Source organism: Burkholderia pulmonis, assembly GCF_984667975.1.
In genome coordinates this window covers 195,750-211,185 of record NZ_OZ480187.1, presented here as the reverse complement: position 1 = coordinate 211,185, position 15,436 = coordinate 195,750, and the positions used below count along the sequence as shown (strand labels likewise).

Genomic DNA, 15,436 nt, shown 5'->3' with positions numbered 1-15,436 from the left:
CCTGGCGCGTGCCGCCACACTCGCGTCCATCGCGTTATCCAACCGAGGATGCACACCATGTCCACCCCGACCCGTCTCGACGCCGCGCCGCGCATGGCGCACGCCCCGGCCCATCCGGCCGCCCATTCGATGCCCGATCGCCGGCTCGTGCTGCTGCTCGCGGCCGCCGCCGGCCTCGGCGTCGCCCCGCTCTACTACGCGCAGCCGATGCTCGGCGCGCTCGGGCCCGATCTCGGCGCGTCGGCGCGCGCGATCGGCTTCGTGCCGACGCTCACGCAGCTCGGCTATGCGCTCGGCATCCTGCTGCTGGCGCCGCTCGGCGACCGCTTCGACCGGCGCCGCGTGATCGTGACCAAGGCGGCCGCGCTGGTCGTCGCGCTGCTGCTCGCGTCGATCGCGCCGTCGCTCGGGCTTCTGCTCGCGGCGAGCTTCGCGATCGGCCTCGCCGCAACGATGGCGCAGGACGTCGTGCCGGCCGCCGCGACGCTCGCGCACGACACGCATCGCGGCCGCATCGTCGGCACGGTGATGACGGGGTTGCTGCTCGGCATCCTGCTGTCGCGCGTCGTGGCCGGCTTCATCGCGGAAACGGCCGGCTGGCGCGCGATGTTCGCGCTCGCGGCCGTCAGCGTCGCCACGATCGGCGCGGTGGCCGCACGCGGGCTGCCGCGCTTCGAACCGACCACGCGCCTGCCGTATCGCGCGCTGATCGGCTCGCTCGGTGCGTTGTGGCGCAACCATCCGGCGCTGCGCCGCGCCGCGCTCGCGCAGGGGCTGCTCGCCATCGGGTTCAGCGCGTTCTGGTCGACGCTCGCGGTGATGCTACACGGTGCGCCGTTCCATCTCGGCAGTGCGGCCGCGGGCGCATTCGGCCTTGCGGGTGCCGCCGGTGCGCTGGCCGCGCCGATTGCCGGACGTCTGGCCGACCATCACGGCCCCGAGCGCGTCACGCGCATCGGCATCGGTATCGCGACGCTGTCGTTCGCGTCGATGGCCGCCGCGCCGCTGATGTCGCCGCATGCGCAGCTCGTGCTGCTCGCGGTCGCGACGATCGGCTTCGATCTCGGCGTGCAGGCGACGCTGATCGCGCACCAGGCGATCGTCTACCGGATCGATCCCGCATCGCGCAGCCGCCTCAACGCGGTGCTGTTCGTCGGCATGTTCGTCGGGATGGCGGCCGGCGCCGCGATCGGCAGCCTGTTGCTCGCGCAACTGGGCTGGAATGCGGTGACGGCGCTGGCCGTCACGACGTCGCTGGCCGCGCTCGCCGTGCGGATCTGGCGCAACTGAAATCCGGCATCGCGCGGGCAAGGCGGGCAGGCCCACCGGGCTTGCCCGCCTTTTCTTTTATTTTCGGTCGATGCATGCACGACGCCGCGCGGCCCGGCAGATTCGCCGGCGGATCGCACGGCGATCGATCATCCGGCGCAAGGTCCGCACCGGCCTTCTGCATTGCGCAGTTCAACCAAATATTTTTCCGGCGGACGTACGCCGGCGCGCGCAAACATCGGACGATTCGACCCTGCCGCACCGCACGGCGCGCTCCCATCCGGCCCCGCCACGCAGCGCCGTTTTATCAGGGGATTCCCGGTATTTTTTCGCATTTTCTTCGAAATAACGGGTGACATACTTGCCCCCCGTTGCGCTCCGGGCGAGCGCGCTTCCAGATCCTGCCGGCCGCGCGTCATGCGCCGCGTCCGCCGGGGTCGCAGAACATGAATCATTTCGACACCACGCTCCAGATCTTCCTCACTCACGTGACCTTCAGCCCGTTGATGAATCACGCGATCCGCGTGATCGCGGGCCTGTACACGTTCAAGGGCTTCGTGCTCATTCCCGTCCTGTGCTGGCTGTGGTTCCAGCCGGGCCCGAACCGCGAGCGGCAACGCGAGCTGGTGGTCGCGACGATCGCGAGCGGGCTCATCGCGCTCGCATTCGGCCGCGTGCTCGCCCAGGTGCTGCCGTTCCGCGTGCGACCGATCTACAACCCCGACCTGCACCTGCACTTCCCGTCGGCCGGACTGCGCGCCGGCACGTTGCAGGCATGGAGTTCGTTTCCGAGCGATCACGCGATGCTGTGGATGGCGATCGCGACCGGCATCTTCATCATCGCGCGCCGCGTCGGCGTGTTCGCGCTGCTGTATTCGGTCGTATTCATCTGCCTGCCGCGCGCGTATCTCGGCTTTCACTACCCGACCGACCTGATCGCGGGCGCCGCGATCGGCATCGCGATCGCGTGGCTGCTGACGCGCGACGCGCTCCGGTCGCACTTCGCGCCGCAGGTGCTGGAGATGATCCGGCGCTTCCCCGCCCCGGCCTATACGCTCGCGTTCCTGCTGTGCTTCGAGCTGATCACGCAGTTCGACGAACTGCTGACGCTCGCGCAGTCGGTCACGCACACGATGTAACGGGACGGTGCCGCGATGCTGCCGCTGCTGCTGTCGTTCCGTCGCCCGGGTACGCGCTGCCGGCCGTGCGCGGCAGCATCACGCCGCGCGACGGCCGCGCACGTCAGTCGCGATCGGGCGCGCCGAGCGGGAAGAACGAACGAAACGGCCGTGCCTCGTCGACCGCGCGCGCAAACGACGGCCGCGCGAGCAGACGCTTGCGGTACGCGATCACGTTCGCGAACTTCGGATCGATCCGGTGCGTCCAGTCCGCGTAGAACAGGAACGGCGCCGCGCCGCAATCGGCGAGGCTGAAATGGTCGCCGGCCGCCCATTCGCGATCGGCCATCTTCTGGTCCAGCCACGCATACGACGTGTCGAGCATGGCGCGCGCATCGGCGACCCCGCGCGCATCGCGCTCGGATTCCCGTCGCAGCGCGTCGTGCACGACCTTCTGCTGCGGCGTCGATACGTAGTTGTCGAAGAAACGATCCATCATCCGCACCTCGAGCGCGGCGTGCGGATCGTCGGGCAGCAGGCGCACGGGGCCCGGATGGTTCAGGCCGAGATACTCGATGATGATCGACGCCTCGATCACCGTGCGCCCCGCATCGACGAGCACCGGGAAGCGCTTCAGCGGCCACAGCGCGGTCAGTTCCTGCATCGGCTTCGGATCGTCGTGCGCGAGCAGGCGGTACTCGAACGGCGTGCCGTTCTCGTACAGCGCGGTCAGCACCTTCTGGCAGTAGGACGAAAAAGGATGGGCATAAAGCGTCGGCTTCATCGTGCGGTCTCTCAGGGTTTGGGCACCACGTCATGCGGCGCCCCATGATCGGATACCTTGACGACGAACGGCATCGGGCCGTTTCGACATCGGTCCGGAAATTTTTTTAAACCGGCTTCGGCCGCTACGACCGGCCGTCCTTCACGACGCGCCCTTCGGCACGCCAGCGCAGCATCCCGCCGCCGAGATTCGCGACCGCGTCGAAGCCGGCCTTCAGCAGGATCACGGTCGCCTGCGCGGATCGCCCGCCGGCCCGGCACACGGTCACGACCGGCCGGTCGCGCGCGATCTCGCCGGTGCGCGCGGCCAGTTCGCCGAGCGGAATCGGCGTCGCGCCGGGCAGGTGGCCGAGCGGTCCGGTGAATTCGTCCGGTTCGCGCACGTCGACGACCTGCACGGCCGGCAGGTGATCCTCGAGCCATTGCGGATCGATTTCCCAGAAGCCGGCGAACGTATAGACGAGCGGCGCCCAGTCGGCCGCCGCCTGCGCGTCGGGCGCGTTCGCGGCGACGCCGCATTGCAGGTTCGCCGGCACCGCGACGTCGATCTGGCGCGGATGCGCGAGCCCGAGGTTGCGCATGTAGCCCGCGAAATCGTCTTCGCTGAGATCGCCGCCGAGTCGCGGGTTGAAGCGCCGCTCCTCGCCGACGCTCGTCACCGTGAGCCCGCGATAGTCGTGGGCCGGATACAGCAGGCATGCAGCCGGCAGCGTGAAGAGCCGGCCGTGCACCGCGCGGTACAGCGCCCGTGGATCACCCTGCTGGAAATCCGTGCGGCCGGTGCCGCGAATCAGCAGGCAATCGCCGGTGAACGCCATCGATTCGTCGTCGAGCACGAGGCTGATGCAGCCGCTCGTGTGGCCCGGCGTCGTGCGCACGGTCAGGTAGCGCGCGCCGAACGCGCAGCGATCGCCGTCGTTCAGGTAGCGGTCGGCACCCTGTGCGCCGCTCGCAGCCGAGATCGCGATCGCGCTGCCCGCGCGCTGCTTCAGCAGCCACGCGCCCGTCACGTGATCGGCATGCACGTGCGTGTCGACGGTCGCGACGAGCCGCAGCCCGAGCTCGTCGAGCAGCGCAGCGTCGCGGCGCACCTGCTCGAACACGGGATCGATCAGCAGCGCTTCGCGCGACGCGCGGTCGGCGAGCAGATACGTGTAGGTCGACGATTGCGGGTCGAAAAGTTGCCGGAAGATCATCTCGAGGTCGCTCCGTCGCCTGTTCAGGTGGGTGTGGTCGGGCCTGCCTGCCGCACATCGTCGTGCCGCGCCGCCGTCGGCATGATGACATCGCCGCCGCGCGAGCGGTATCGCGCCGGCCGGTTTTCGCCCATTCATACAGCGTAGATCAAAATGCACGCGCTGCCGGCATCCCATACGCTGCAACCGATTCCCACGACGAATGACGCACGGCGGGACGATTCGCCGCGCGCGAACGGTTGCGCACGCTGCCTTACACTACGGCCTGTTCTCGTCCCCGATCACAGGAATTCCACCGACATGTCGATGACGATCGATCCGAAGCAGGCCGCCGCGCTGCTGGCCGTCGCCGACACCGGCAGCTTCGAGCAGGCGGCCGTGCGCCTGCACGTGACCGCATCCGCCGTCACGCAGCGGGTCCGCGCGCTGGAAGCGAGCCTCGGCACGCCGCTCGTGCTGCGCACGCGGCCGTGCCGCCCGACGGTGGCCGGCCAGCGCGTGCTGCAGCACCTGCGCCGCGTCGCGCTGCTGCAGGCCGACCTGCAGAGCACGCTCGCGACCGAACGCGAATCGCCGATCTCCGTGACGATCGCGCTGAACGCCGACAGCCTCGGCACGTGGTTCCTGCCCGCGCTGACGTCCGTGCTCGCGGGCGAGCGGATCCTGTTCGAGCTGATCGTCGAGGATCAGGACCACACGTTCGCGCTGCTCGAAAGCGGGATGGCGGTCGGCTGCGTGACGACCGAGCCGAAGCCGATGCGCGGCTGCATCGCGACGCCGCTCGGCACGATGCGCTACCGGCTGCTCGCGGCCGCTGCGTTCGCGGTGCGCTGGTTTCCGCGCGGGCTGAACCGCACGAGCGCGCGCAAGGCGCCCGTCGTCGCGTATTCGCGGCGCGACACGCTGCAGTCGTCGTTCCTGAAGGAAAAGTTCGGGTTGCCCGACGGCGCGTACCCGTGCCACTACGTGCCGGGCACCCATTCGCACTTTGCGGCGGTGCGGCACGGGCTCGGCTACGCGATGGTGCCGGAGCCGCTGATCGGCACGACACCGCTCGATGCGCAGGGGCTCGTCGACCTCGCGCCCGCGCATCCGACCGACGTCACGCTGTACTGGCACGCATGGACCGTGCAGTCGCCGACGATGGCGTCGCTGTCCGAACGCGTCGTCGAAGCGGCGCGCCGGTTGCTCGCGCCGCTGCCGAAATGAAACGAGGAGACGAGCCGGCGCCAGCGCCGGCTCCCGGCCGTTACGCGCGCCGCTGCGAGAAGTACTCGCCGACCGCGCCGAGGAACGTGTCGATGTCCGCACGCGATACGTCGCAGTGCGTGACGAAGCGCGACGCGTACAGCATCTGCGTGAGAATGCCGCGTGCCTTGAGCCACGCCTCGAGCGGCGCACAATCGGCTTCGGGGAATTGCGCGAACACCATGTTCGTCGCAGGCGACAGCACCTTCACCGACTCGATGCGCGCAAGGCCTTCCGCGAGATGCGCGGCATTCGCGTGATCGTCCGCAAGGCGCTCGACGTTGTGATCGAGCGCATACAGGCACGCCGCCGCGAGAATGCCCGACTGCCGCATCCCGCCGCCGAGCACCTTGCGCCAGCGCTGCGCGCGCTCGATCAGCGCGGGGCTGCCGACCAGCACCGAGCCGACCGGCGCACCGAGCCCTTTCGAGAAACAGATCGACACGGTGTCGAACGGCGCACACAGCTCGGCGATCGGGCGACCCAACGCGACGGCCGCGTTGCACACGCGCGCGCCGTCGAGGTGCGCGGACAGCCCGCGGCTGCGTGCGAACGCGACGGCTTCCTGCACATAGCTTTCCGGCAAGACCTGGCCGCCGATCGTGTTTTCGAGCGCGAGCAGGCGCGTGCGGGCAAAGTGATTGTCGAGCGGCTTGATCGCCGCGGCGATCTTCGCGAGCGGCAGCGTGCCGTCGGGCGCGTTCTCGATCGGTTGCGGCTGGATGCTGCCGAGCACGGCCGCGCCGCCGCCTTCGTACTTGTAGGTGTGCGCGAGCTGGCCGACGATGTATTCGTCGCCGCGCTCGCAATGCGACATCAGCGCGGCCAGGTTGCTCTGCGTGCCGCTCGGAAAGAACAGGCCCGCTTCCTTGCCGGCCCGCTCGGCCGTCACCGCCTGCAGGCGCAGCACGGTCGGGTCGTCGCCCCAGACGTCGTCGCCGGTCTCGGCGGCAGTCATGGCGGCCAGCATCGCCTGGCCCGGACGTGTCACGGTATCGCTGCGTAAATCGATCATCGCTATGCCCTGAGTAAACGCGGGCCGGCATCCCTGCGCCCGGCCCTGCCGAAACGAGACTCAGAGTGTACGCAATTCACGCAGCGCGTGCCGACCCGGCGGGCCGCAATCGCACACGTCAGTATCGCGGCGGCGGCGGCTGGACGCCTGCCGGCGGCATCGGCGGCGCGGCGCGCGGCGCGCCGCCGTATCCGCCACCGCCATACCCGCCGCTGCCACCGCCGCCGCTCATGCCGCCCGGCACCGGCACGCGGTTGCCGGTCGCGTACATGCACTGCAGGTACGCGTAGTCGTAGCGGCGCTGGATGTCGTAGGCCGAGCCCTGCGCAGCCCCCGCGCCGACGACGCTGCCGGCGAGCAGCCCTGCCCCGGCGCCGACTGCCGCGCCGGTGCCGCCGTTGAACGCGGCGCCGGCCGCCGCGCCGAGCGCGGTGCCGACGGCCGCACTGCCGATCGCGCTCGCGGTCGAGGCCTGCCCGGCGCTCACGCCGCCCGATTGCTCGAATGCGTACTGACGGCAACTGCCGTCGTCGGCGCGGAACTGGTCGAACGACTTGCCGGTGCCGGGCAGCGCCATCACGGTCGGCCCGACCGGCATGTACGCGCATGCGCCCAGCAGGCCGGCCAACGCCAGCACGGCCGGCACGCGAAGAGGTCGAAATGCGGATTTCATCGTCGCGGCTCCGTTATTGCGGCCGCGCCGGCACCGATCGCCAGCCCGACTTGCAGGTCTTCACATACGGGTAGTAATGCTTCGACGCGTCGCAGTAGTACCAGAGGTTCGCGTCGCCATCGTCCTGGGGCTGCCCTTTCTCGACGTACTCGGGCGGCGGGCCCGGATCGACCGGCACCGCGACGACGGGCGGCGGGTAGTAGTACGGGGCAGGGACGACGGGGTAGTAATACGGGTAGCCGGGGCCGATGTAGACCCCGACCCGGGCGGCATGCGCCACGCCGCCCGTCGCGAGCACCACCGCCGCGGCCGCGCCCAGCGCGAGCTTCAATCCATTCACGTCACGTTCTCCGGCAGGCCGGTTCGCCGATGCGAACCCGATACCCCGAACGTACGCTGCGCGCGATCCGGCATCCATTACGGACGCGTGCCCCAATGTTGCGTGCCGTTACCGGTGTGACAGTCGCGCGCGGCAACGGCCCGCCGGCACGGCGGCGCACATTACGCGCTAACGCTCTGAAATGGATCGGCGACGGGACCGGCTGCGCGTGGCATCGCGCGCGGACTGCCTGCCGCGCGATTTCCACACGGCCGAAACCGTTCCGATGACGCGACGCGCCATATTGACGCACGTGCGTCAGACCGCCACGCCGCGGCCGTGCGCGCCATGAACGGCCTTCTTGATACGAATCAACGATTTATCCCGGAATCAAGCCCGACAGGCTGGACATCTGCGACGAGTTGGCGCATTTCGCGGTGCAACATCGCGGCACATACTCCAGCCAACCCCGACGCCTGTCTGCCGGGGTCCGTCGGCACCCGCCGGCGGGTATCGTCAGCTTCGGTCATCTGGTATGGACACCGCACTTTCGGCCCTCGATCTGGCCCGCCTGCAATTCGCGTTCACCGTCTCGTTTCACATCGTCTTTCCGGCGTTGAGCATCGGCCTCGCCAGCTTCATCGCCGTGCTCGAATATCGCTGGCTCAAGACCGGCAAGCAGTACTACAAAACCCTCTGCCTGTTCTGGTCGAAGATCTTCGCGGTCGCGTTCGGGATGGGCGTCGTCTCCGGTGTCGTGATGAGCTACCAGTTCGGCACGAACTGGTCGGGCTTCTCGAGCTTCGCGGGCGCCGTCACCGGGCCGCTGCTGATGTACGAGGTCATGACCGCGTTCTTCCTCGAAGCCGGCTTCCTCGGCATCATGCTGTTCGGCTGGAACCGCGTGAGCCCGCGCGCGCACTTCGGCGCGACGCTGATGGTCGCGATCGGCACGCTGATCTCGACGTTCTGGATCCTCGCGTCGAACAGCTGGATGCAGACGCCGCAGGGCTTCGAGATCGTCGACGGCCGCATCGTGCCGACCGACTGGTTCGCGATCATCTTCAACCCGTCGTTCCCGTACCGCCTGTTCCACATGGCAATCGCCGCGTTCATCGTCGCCGCGCTCGTGGTGGCCGCGACGGGTGCGTGGCACCTGCTGAAGGGCCGCCGCGACAAGGGCGTGAAGAAGATGTTCTCGATGGCGCTGTGGCTGCTGCTCGTGCTCGCGCCGCTGCAGGCCGTGATCGGCGACCAGCACGGCATCAACACGCTGAAGTACCAGCCCGCGAAGATCGCCGCGATCGAAGGGCTGTGGGAAACCGAGAAGGGCGGCACGCCGCTCAACCTGTTCGGCATCCCGGACATGAAGGCGGAAACGACGCGCTACGCGGTGAAGGTGCCGCACCTCGGCAGCCTGATCCTCACGCACAGCTGGGACGGCGAGATCCGCGGGCTGAAGGAATTCCCGCCGGAAGACCGCCCGAATTCGACGGTCGTGTTCTGGAGCTTCCGGATCATGGTCGGCCTCGGCTTCGCGATGATCGGCCTCGCCGCGCTCGCGTGGTTCCTGCGCCGCCGCGGTCGCCTGTATGAATCGAAATGGTTCCAGCGCTTCGCGCTCGTGATGGGCCCGACCGGCTTCGTGTCGCTGCTCGCGGGCTGGGTAACGACCGAAGCGGGCCGCCAGCCGTGGGTCGTGTATGGCGTGATGCGTACCGCGCAGGCCGTGTCGCCGCTGTCGGTGCAGCAGGTCAGCCTGTCGATGATGACGTTCGTGATCGTGTACTTCCTCGTGTTCGGTACCGGCGTGTACTACATGCTGAAGCTGATGAAGGCCGGCCCCGCACTGCCCGACGTGAAGCACGACGACACGCCCGACACGCGCCCCGATCACACCGCGCGCCGCCCGATGTCGGCCGTCGACGAGCCGCTCGAGACCGTCTGAGCCCACCCCTTTCGCATACGAGAAAACCTATGGACGTCACCGTAATCTGGGCCGCGATCATCGCATTGGGGCTCTTCATGTACGTCGTGCTCGACGGCTTCGACCTCGGCATCGGCATCATCTTCCCGTTCTTCCCGGACGAGAAGGAACGCGACCTGATGATGAACACCGTCGCACCCGTATGGGACGGCAACGAGACGTGGCTCGTGCTCGGCGGTGCCGGGCTGTTCGCGGTGTTCCCGATCGTCTATTCGACCGTGCTGTCGGCTCTGTACCTGCCGCTGATCTTCATGCTGGTCTGCCTGATCTTCCGCGGCGTGTCGTTCGAGATCCGCGCGAAGGCGCGGCGCACGAAGCAGCTGTGGGATCTCGCGTTCATCGGCGGCTCGGCCGGCGCGACGCTGTTCCAGGGCATCGCGCTCGGCGCGTTCCTGCAGGGCATCAACGTGAAGGACGGCGTGTTCGCCGGCGACGCGTTCGACTGGCTCACGCCGTTCAGCCTGCTGACGGGCCTCGGCCTGATCGTGACCTATGCGCTGCTCGGCTGCTGCTGGCTCGTCGCGAAGACCGAAGGCGACCTGCAGCGCCGCCTGCATCGCGTCGTGTGGCCGCTCACCGTCGTGCTGCTCGGCTTCATCGCGGTCGTCAGCCTGTGGACGCCGCTGCAGGATCCGGCCATCGCGCAGCGCTGGTTCGATTCGGGGCTGTTCTGGCGCCTGCTCCCTGTGCCGTTCCTGGTCGCCGGGTGCGCGGTGTGGATGCGTCGCGCGGTGCGCGACCGGCACGACATGACGCCGTTCGTGCTCGCGCTGGCGCTCGTGCTGCTCGGCTATGTCGGCCTGCTCGTCACGCTGTTCCCGTATGCGATTCCTCAGACGATGACGATCTGGGAAGCGGCAGCGCCGCGTTCGAGCCAGACCTTCACGCTGGTCGGCGCAGCGGTTATCCTCCCGATCATCATCGCCTACACGACGATGGGTTACTGGGTATTCCGAGGCAAGGTGCGCCATGAAGACCAGCATTACTACCACCACTGATTCCGCCGATCGTCCGCCCGAGGCACCGCGGCCGCGAATGCGCGGCTGGATGTGGTTCGTCGTGCTGTGGGCGGGGGGCGTGATCGGCGCCGTCACGCTCGGCTACGCGTTCAAGATCTTCATGAACCTGACGCTGTTTGCGGTGAAGTAGGCAAGGCGGTCGCCCGGATCGAACGACGGTCCGGGCGGCCGTTTTTTCGTTGACGGCTGCGGCTCCCGCCGTAGCCCGATGCACCGGGTGCTGCGCCCGGCTGCCATTTCCCGACGCGCGGCAATGTGCCCGCCACGCCCCGCTTCTTCACATCCGCCGCATCGGCGCGTACGCGCCGCTCACCGCTCGCACGACGTCGTGCACATCGCCTTGTCCATCGCGCTGAAGAACGTCTGGTAGTAGCCGGGCTCGACGACGGTCTTCATGCGCGAATCGCCGTTGCTGTCCCACACCGTGCGGTCGAACCGCGCCCGCACGATCGTGTCGCGCGCCGCCGTGACGCGAACCGTGACGATGGCGGCCACGCGCTCGTGATCCGGTTTCGCGGGCAAGCCGCCGATCTTCGCCTTCAGCGCGCCGCGCAGCAGTTGCCGCCACTTCGGAATCAGCGTGTCGCTGCGGCCGCCTTCGATCAGCCCCACGTCGCGGTCGACCGTCACCGGCGTGTAGCCCTGCGTGCGCAGCACGGACGCCACCGCGTCGAGTGCCCGCGCCTGCGTCGCGCCCGCATAGCGGCGATCGGTCATCATGCGCAGCGTCTGCTGCTCGGTATCCGTCAGGTCGACTTCGGTCTGGCTGGAGCTGTAGCGCACCAGCGATCCGCCGCTGCCGATCTGGCGTTCGTTCTGCGGCTTCGCCGCGCACCCGGTCAGCACGGCGAGCAGCCCGGCACAGGCAAGCGCCAGCGCACCGCGACCGCGCACCGGCGGAACCGCTGCCACACCGCGCATCGCGCGCCGCGCCGTTCGCCGGTCGCGAAGACGGCGGCGAATTCCGGTTGATCGGCTATCGGGGGGCGCTATGATCGTCATCGGGGCATTCTCCTGTCGGCGCCATGATAGGGAGGCGCCCCGGCCGCCACAAACGACATTTTTTGACCCACTGTGTAGCTTTTCTTCGCGATCTCACGATGCGCCGATTGCCGCCCCTGAACGCGCTGCGCAGCTTCGAAGCTGCCGGCCGACTGCAGAGCCTCACCCTCGCCGCCGAGGAACTGAACGTGACCCAGAGCGCGGTTGCGCAGCAGATCCGCGTGCTCGAATCGTTCTTCGGGCAGAAGCTGTTCGAACGCGACGGGCGTTCGTTGCGCCTCACGCCGCGTGCGCGGCATTACCTCGTCGACGTCGCGAGTTGCCTGGGCCGGCTCGCGCAGGCGACCGGGCAGATGTTCGAGCCCGTCGGCGGCCATTCGATCCGCGTCAATGCGTCCGTGTCATTCGCGCATGGATGGTTGCTGACGCAACTGGCCGTGTTCCAGGCTGCACATCCGGACATCGACGTGCAGCTCGTCACGAACGCCGACGCGGAGCGCGACCAGATCGACGAGACGTGCGACATCGTGATCCGCCGCTATACGCCGGAGTTGCGCCGCAAGGGTTTCGTGTCGCGTCCGCTGCTCGCGAACGTCGCGCTGCCGGTGTGTGCGCCCGGCCATCCGGCGCTCGAACGGGTGCGCGTGCCGGCGGACCTGCGCCATGCGCCGCTGCTTCATTACGCGGGATTGCCACAGGCGTGGCAGTACTGGTTCCACCAGGCCGGCACGGATGTCACCGAGACGCTGCGCGGGCCGTTCTATCGCGAGTTCTTCCTGCTGATCCAGGCCGCCGCGAGCGGGCTCGGCGTATGCCTCGCGCCGCGCGCGGTGGTGCGCGACGCGCTCGCGAGCGGCCGGCTCGTCGCGCTGTTTCCGGAAGTCCATCTGGAAGGGCCGCCGTTTCACTGCCTGTATCGCAACGACGACGATCCGGCGTTGCGCACGTTCGTCGACTGGCTGTTCGCGCGGGCCGAGGAACTGGACGGGCCGCCGCCGCAGTAGCAGGCGGCGGGCGGGCGAACGGCGGCGCTCGCCGCCTGCGTCACCGCCGCTCGCGCAACGCCGCTTCGATCTTGCGATCGGTCTTGTACTGGCTCAGCGCATACACCGACCAGATCGCGGCCGGCAGCCAGCCGATGATCGTGAGTTGCAGGACCAGACAGATGATCCCGGCGACCGGGCGGCCGATCGTGAAAAACTGGAACCACGGCAGCAGCAAGGCAAGCAAAAGGCGCATGAACGATCCTCTCGGTACGTCGTTGAACGGGTAATGCGTAGCCAATATGGCGGGTTGCGCCCGTCATTTCAAGCCCGTGCCCGACGCCCCGCCGGCGTTACGCCGAATCGGCCAGCCACTGCGCGACGCGCGCGACGAGCCCGTCCGCTTCGTCGAAACACTCGACGCCCGTCACCTGCGGCGCACCGCAAATCGTGAAGACCGGCTTGCCCCACTGCAACCCGAGCGCGATTTCGGACAGCGTGCCGAGCCCGCCGCCAACCGCGATCAGGCACAGCGACGCACGCGCGACGAGTGCATTGCGCGTGATCCCGAGCCCGGTCGGCAGCGCGACGCTCAGGTACGGATTCGCGAGCGATGCATCGTCTTCGGGCAACAGCCCGATCGCGCAGCCGCCGGCCGCCTGCGCGCCACGCGCGGCGGCCTCCATCACGCCCTGCTTGCCGCCGCCGACGAGCGCGACGCCCGTCGACGCGACCGCATACGCGATCCGCTGCGCAACCCGCATCTGCTCATCCGTCGCCTCGCGCGGGCCGATCAGGCCGACCGGCATCCGGTGCCGGCGCGCGCCGCGTTGCCGTTGCGCCAGTCGCGCGAGTGCGTCGCGCGACGGTTCGGACCATACGCATTCAATGACGTCGTTGGCGAACAAGACCTTCCCCCAGTGCGAGAACGCAGGTACAGATCGCCGTCAGCACGATCGACAGCACAGCCGCCTGCGAAAAATCGGTTTGCCCGTCCGACAGCTTCAGGTACATCAGCAGCGGCAGGATGTTGATCTGCGTGCCGGCCAGCGCGATCGCCGTGCCGTAGGTACCGAGCGCGATCGCGGTCACAAGGCACCAGGCGGACGCGACCGACGGCCACAGCTCGCGCCACGCGACGTCGAGCCATGCACGCCACGGCCGTGCGCCGAGCGTCAGCGCCGCCTCGAGCGGCCGCCGGTCGAGATTCGCGAGCGCCGGGTAGATCATCAGCGCGACCCGCGGGATCAGGTAGTACGCGTACGCGACCGCGAGCCCCGGCATCGTGTAGATCGCGCCGCCGACCACGGTCGGATCGGCGCCCAGCGCGGCCAGCAGCGTGGTCACGAAGCCCGCGCGGCCGAAGGCGAGAATGAAGCCGTACGCGATCACCAGCCCGGAAAACGCGAGCGGCACGCCGAGCAGCGCGAGCGACCAGTGGCGTCGCGCCGGCGACTGCCCGGCCAGCGCGAATGCGACCGGCACGCCCACGCCGACCGACAGCGTGCCGGCGCCGATCGCCAACGCGAGCGAGCGCACGATCGCGTCGGCGACGAGCGGATCGCGCCACACCGCCGCAAACGCGCGGCCACCGTCCGCGCACGCCGCATCGACCAGCGCGGCCAGCGGCAGCACGAAGCACACCGCAAACAAGGCCGCGGCGGGCAGCGCGCCGAAGCGGCGCAGCACGCCGCGCTCCGGCAAGGAAGCGTGCATCCCGCGCCCCTTACTGGCCGAGCGTGGCCTGCGACCAGAGCTGGTCGACTTCGGCCTTGCGCGCCGCCGCCTTCGCGACATCGAGCGGGCGCACCTGCGGCGCGTTCGGCAGCTTCGCCGCGACCTCCGGCGACACCGGCGTGCCGGGCACCGCGGGGCGCACGTAGCCTTGCGCGAACAGCGCCTGCCCGACGTCGCTCATCACGAGGTTGAGCCAGAGCTGCGCGGCGGACGGGTTGGGACCGTTCTTCACGAGACTCATCGCATAGGGCGCCGACACGCTGCCGTCCTGCGGGATCACGACGTCGGCCGCATCGCCCATGCCGTCCGCGTACTTCGCCTTGAGGCCGTCGTTCTCGTAGCCGATCAGGATCGGGATCTCGCCCTTCACGAACTTCGCGTACGGCGTCGTGCCCTCGACGCGCAGCACGTTGCCGGCCTGCTTCAGCTTGCCGAAGAAGTCGGCGCCCGGCTTCGGGTTCTCGACGCTGCCGCCGTTCGCATACGCGGCCGCGAACACCGCGACCTGGCCCTGCCCGGTCGAGCGCGGGTCGAGATAGACCACCGCGTTGCGGTACTCGGGCTTCAGCAGGTCGGACCAGCGCTGCGGCACGTTCTTGACGAGCTTCCGGTTGACGAGGAACGCGATGTTCAGCGAATGCACGGCGAACCAGCGGCCGTCGGTCGCGCGGAACACGCCCGGCAGCTTGTCGAAGTTGACCGGCCGGAACGGCGCGACGACGTCCTTGCCTGCGGCGTCGAGCGCCGACGCCGCGAAGTAGTACGCGGTGTCGGCCTGCGGACGGCGGCGCGACTTGTCGAGCGCGACGACGGTCGCAGCCGAGCCGATGTCGTTGTACGTAATCTCGACCTTCGGGTAGCGCTTGCGGAATTCGGCGAACAGCGCCTTCCAGTTCGCCCATTCGGGGCCGGTATCGAACGACACGACGAGCCCTTCGTCGGCCGCCTTCGCGTACAGCGCGTCTTCGCCCGGATACAGCGGCGCGGCCTGCGCCGCCGTGCAGGAAAGCGCCGCGAGCGCGCACAGCGCCAGCATGCGGGTGCGCATGGCTTTCACAAAAAGGGAGCCTGCAAGCATCGTGAATCT

17 protein-coding genes are annotated in these 15,436 nt (G+C 68.9%); 7 read left to right on the top strand and 10 right to left on the bottom strand.

Annotated features, from left to right (window positions below; genetic code table 11):
• The first annotated feature begins 57 nt into the window (after nt 1-57).
• Nucleotides 58-1,290 (top strand): MFS transporter, encoded by a 1,233-nt coding sequence (locus AC5LXK_RS17740; protein ID WP_493392791.1) that lies wholly within the window; start codon nt 58-60, stop codon nt 1,288-1,290.
• A 425-nt stretch (nt 1,291-1,715) separates the two neighbouring features.
• Nucleotides 1,716-2,408, top strand: coding sequence for a phosphatase PAP2 family protein (locus AC5LXK_RS17735; RefSeq protein ID WP_493392790.1), 693 nt, complete (start codon nt 1,716-1,718; stop codon nt 2,406-2,408).
• Nucleotides 2,409-2,511: 103 nt separating this feature from the next.
• Here the strand turns inward: AC5LXK_RS17735 and AC5LXK_RS17730 are convergent, their stop codons facing one another.
• Complete coding sequence (locus AC5LXK_RS17730; RefSeq protein WP_493392789.1) at nt 2,512-3,171, bottom strand: glutathione S-transferase family protein; 660 nt, start codon at nt 3,169-3,171, stop codon at nt 2,512-2,514.
• Between the two features lie 124 nt (nt 3,172-3,295).
• A complete protein-coding gene (locus AC5LXK_RS17725) occupies nt 3,296-4,366 on the bottom strand; it encodes a rhodanese-like domain-containing protein (protein WP_493392788.1) in 1,071 nt (356 codons plus the stop codon).
• Between the two features lie 300 nt (nt 4,367-4,666).
• Between AC5LXK_RS17725 and AC5LXK_RS17720 the strand changes: the two genes are divergently transcribed.
• Complete coding sequence (locus AC5LXK_RS17720; protein ID WP_175845860.1) at nt 4,667-5,575, top strand: HTH-type transcriptional regulator ArgP; 909 nt, start codon at nt 4,667-4,669, stop codon at nt 5,573-5,575.
• A 40-nt stretch (nt 5,576-5,615) separates the two neighbouring features.
• On the opposite strand, the gene ltaE is transcribed toward AC5LXK_RS17720, so the two are convergent.
• From ltaE to AC5LXK_RS17705, 3 genes are all read right to left on the bottom strand, one after another.
• Nucleotides 5,616-6,629: a low-specificity L-threonine aldolase gene (gene ltaE, locus AC5LXK_RS17715; RefSeq protein WP_493392787.1), complete on the bottom strand. Its 1,014-nt coding sequence runs from the start codon at nt 6,627-6,629 to the stop codon at nt 5,616-5,618.
• Between the two features lie 118 nt (nt 6,630-6,747).
• Nucleotides 6,748-7,302 carry a hypothetical protein gene (locus AC5LXK_RS17710; protein ID WP_493392786.1) on the bottom strand — a complete coding sequence of 185 codons (555 nt, stop codon included), beginning with the start codon at nt 7,300-7,302 and terminating at the stop codon, nt 6,748-6,750.
• 13 nt (nt 7,303-7,315) lie between these two features.
• Complete coding sequence (locus tag AC5LXK_RS17705; RefSeq protein WP_493392785.1) at nt 7,316-7,642, bottom strand: hypothetical protein; 327 nt, start codon at nt 7,640-7,642, stop codon at nt 7,316-7,318.
• A 514-nt stretch (nt 7,643-8,156) separates the two neighbouring features.
• Between AC5LXK_RS17705 and AC5LXK_RS17700 the strand changes: the two genes are divergently transcribed.
• The 3 genes from AC5LXK_RS17700 to AC5LXK_RS17690 are packed head-to-tail and all read left to right on the top strand — an operon-like array spanning nt 8,157 to nt 10,757.
• Nucleotides 8,157-9,569, top strand: coding sequence for a cytochrome ubiquinol oxidase subunit I (locus AC5LXK_RS17700; RefSeq protein WP_493392784.1), 1,413 nt, complete (start codon nt 8,157-8,159; stop codon nt 9,567-9,569).
• Between the two features lie 29 nt (nt 9,570-9,598).
• Nucleotides 9,599-10,606, top strand: coding sequence for a cytochrome d ubiquinol oxidase subunit II (gene cydB, locus AC5LXK_RS17695; protein WP_128842614.1), 1,008 nt, complete (start codon nt 9,599-9,601; stop codon nt 10,604-10,606).
• Nucleotides 10,578-10,757: a hypothetical protein gene (locus AC5LXK_RS17690; protein WP_034187692.1), complete on the top strand. Its 180-nt coding sequence runs from the start codon at nt 10,578-10,580 to the stop codon at nt 10,755-10,757. Before cydB ends, AC5LXK_RS17690 begins: the two co-directional genes overlap by 29 nt.
• A 179-nt stretch (nt 10,758-10,936) precedes the next feature.
• Here AC5LXK_RS17690 and AC5LXK_RS17685 read toward each other — a convergent pair whose 3' ends face one another.
• On the bottom strand, nt 10,937-11,548 hold the full coding sequence (locus AC5LXK_RS17685) for a hypothetical protein (RefSeq protein WP_493392783.1): 612 nt from the start codon (nt 11,546-11,548) through the stop codon (nt 10,937-10,939).
• A 179-nt stretch (nt 11,549-11,727) separates the two neighbouring features.
• On the opposite strand from AC5LXK_RS17685, the gene AC5LXK_RS17680 reads away from it, so the two are divergent.
• Nucleotides 11,728-12,633 (top strand): LysR substrate-binding domain-containing protein, encoded by a 906-nt coding sequence (locus tag AC5LXK_RS17680; protein WP_493392782.1) that lies wholly within the window; start codon nt 11,728-11,730, stop codon nt 12,631-12,633.
• A 40-nt stretch (nt 12,634-12,673) separates the two neighbouring features.
• On the opposite strand, the gene AC5LXK_RS17675 is transcribed toward AC5LXK_RS17680, so the two are convergent.
• From AC5LXK_RS17675 to AC5LXK_RS17660, 4 genes are all read right to left on the bottom strand, one after another.
• On the bottom strand, nt 12,674-12,868 hold the full coding sequence (locus tag AC5LXK_RS17675; protein ID WP_493392781.1) for a YqaE/Pmp3 family membrane protein: 195 nt from the start codon (nt 12,866-12,868) through the stop codon (nt 12,674-12,676).
• Nucleotides 12,869-12,965: 97 nt separating this feature from the next.
• Nucleotides 12,966-13,421 (bottom strand): TIGR00725 family protein, encoded by a 456-nt coding sequence (locus AC5LXK_RS17670; protein WP_493394096.1) that lies wholly within the window; start codon nt 13,419-13,421, stop codon nt 12,966-12,968.
• Nucleotides 13,422-13,497: 76 nt separating this feature from the next.
• Nucleotides 13,498-14,328 carry an ABC transporter permease gene (locus tag AC5LXK_RS17665; RefSeq protein WP_493392780.1) on the bottom strand — a complete coding sequence of 277 codons (831 nt, stop codon included), beginning with the start codon at nt 14,326-14,328 and terminating at the stop codon, nt 13,498-13,500.
• A gap of 10 nt (nt 14,329-14,338) precedes the next feature.
• The gene (locus AC5LXK_RS17660) at nt 14,339-15,427 is read right to left on the bottom strand and encodes an extracellular solute-binding protein (RefSeq protein ID WP_493392779.1); all 1,089 of its coding nucleotides are present in this window, start codon (nt 15,425-15,427) and stop codon (nt 14,339-14,341) included.
• Nucleotides 15,428-15,436: the final 9 nt, after the last annotated feature.

What these genes read in the sequence shown, in the direction of transcription:
- AC5LXK_RS17740 (WP_493392791.1), top strand. Translation starts at nt 58, where the DNA reads ATGTCCACCCCGACCCGTCTCGACGCCGCGCCGCGCATGGCGCACGCC.
- AC5LXK_RS17735 (WP_493392790.1), top strand. Translation starts at nt 1,716, where the DNA reads ATGAATCATTTCGACACCACGCTCCAGATCTTCCTCACTCACGTGACC.
- AC5LXK_RS17730 (WP_493392789.1), bottom strand. Translation starts at nt 3,171, where the DNA reads ATGAAGCCGACGCTTTATGCCCATCCTTTTTCGTCCTACTGCCAGAAG.
- AC5LXK_RS17725 (WP_493392788.1), bottom strand. Translation starts at nt 4,366, where the DNA reads ATGATCTTCCGGCAACTTTTCGACCCGCAATCGTCGACCTACACGTAT.
- AC5LXK_RS17720 (WP_175845860.1), top strand. Translation starts at nt 4,667, where the DNA reads ATGTCGATGACGATCGATCCGAAGCAGGCCGCCGCGCTGCTGGCCGTC.
- ltaE (WP_493392787.1), bottom strand. Translation starts at nt 6,629, where the DNA reads ATGATCGATTTACGCAGCGATACCGTGACACGTCCGGGCCAGGCGATG.
- AC5LXK_RS17710 (WP_493392786.1), bottom strand. Translation starts at nt 7,302, where the DNA reads ATGAAATCCGCATTTCGACCTCTTCGCGTGCCGGCCGTGCTGGCGTTG.
- AC5LXK_RS17700 (WP_493392784.1), top strand. Translation starts at nt 8,157, where the DNA reads ATGGACACCGCACTTTCGGCCCTCGATCTGGCCCGCCTGCAATTCGCG.
- cydB (WP_128842614.1), top strand. Translation starts at nt 9,599, where the DNA reads ATGGACGTCACCGTAATCTGGGCCGCGATCATCGCATTGGGGCTCTTC.
- AC5LXK_RS17690 (WP_034187692.1), top strand. Translation starts at nt 10,578, where the DNA reads ATGAAGACCAGCATTACTACCACCACTGATTCCGCCGATCGTCCGCCC.
- AC5LXK_RS17685 (WP_493392783.1), bottom strand. Translation starts at nt 11,548, where the DNA reads ATGCGCGGTGTGGCAGCGGTTCCGCCGGTGCGCGGTCGCGGTGCGCTG.
- AC5LXK_RS17680 (WP_493392782.1), top strand. Translation starts at nt 11,728, where the DNA reads ATGCGCCGATTGCCGCCCCTGAACGCGCTGCGCAGCTTCGAAGCTGCC.
- AC5LXK_RS17675 (WP_493392781.1), bottom strand. Translation starts at nt 12,868, where the DNA reads ATGCGCCTTTTGCTTGCCTTGCTGCTGCCGTGGTTCCAGTTTTTCACG.
- AC5LXK_RS17670 (WP_493394096.1), bottom strand. Translation starts at nt 13,421, where the DNA reads ATGCCGGTCGGCCTGATCGGCCCGCGCGAGGCGACGGATGAGCAGATG.
- AC5LXK_RS17665 (WP_493392780.1), bottom strand. Translation starts at nt 14,328, where the DNA reads ATGCACGCTTCCTTGCCGGAGCGCGGCGTGCTGCGCCGCTTCGGCGCG.
- AC5LXK_RS17660 (WP_493392779.1), bottom strand. Translation starts at nt 15,427, where the DNA reads ATGCTTGCAGGCTCCCTTTTTGTGAAAGCCATGCGCACCCGCATGCTG.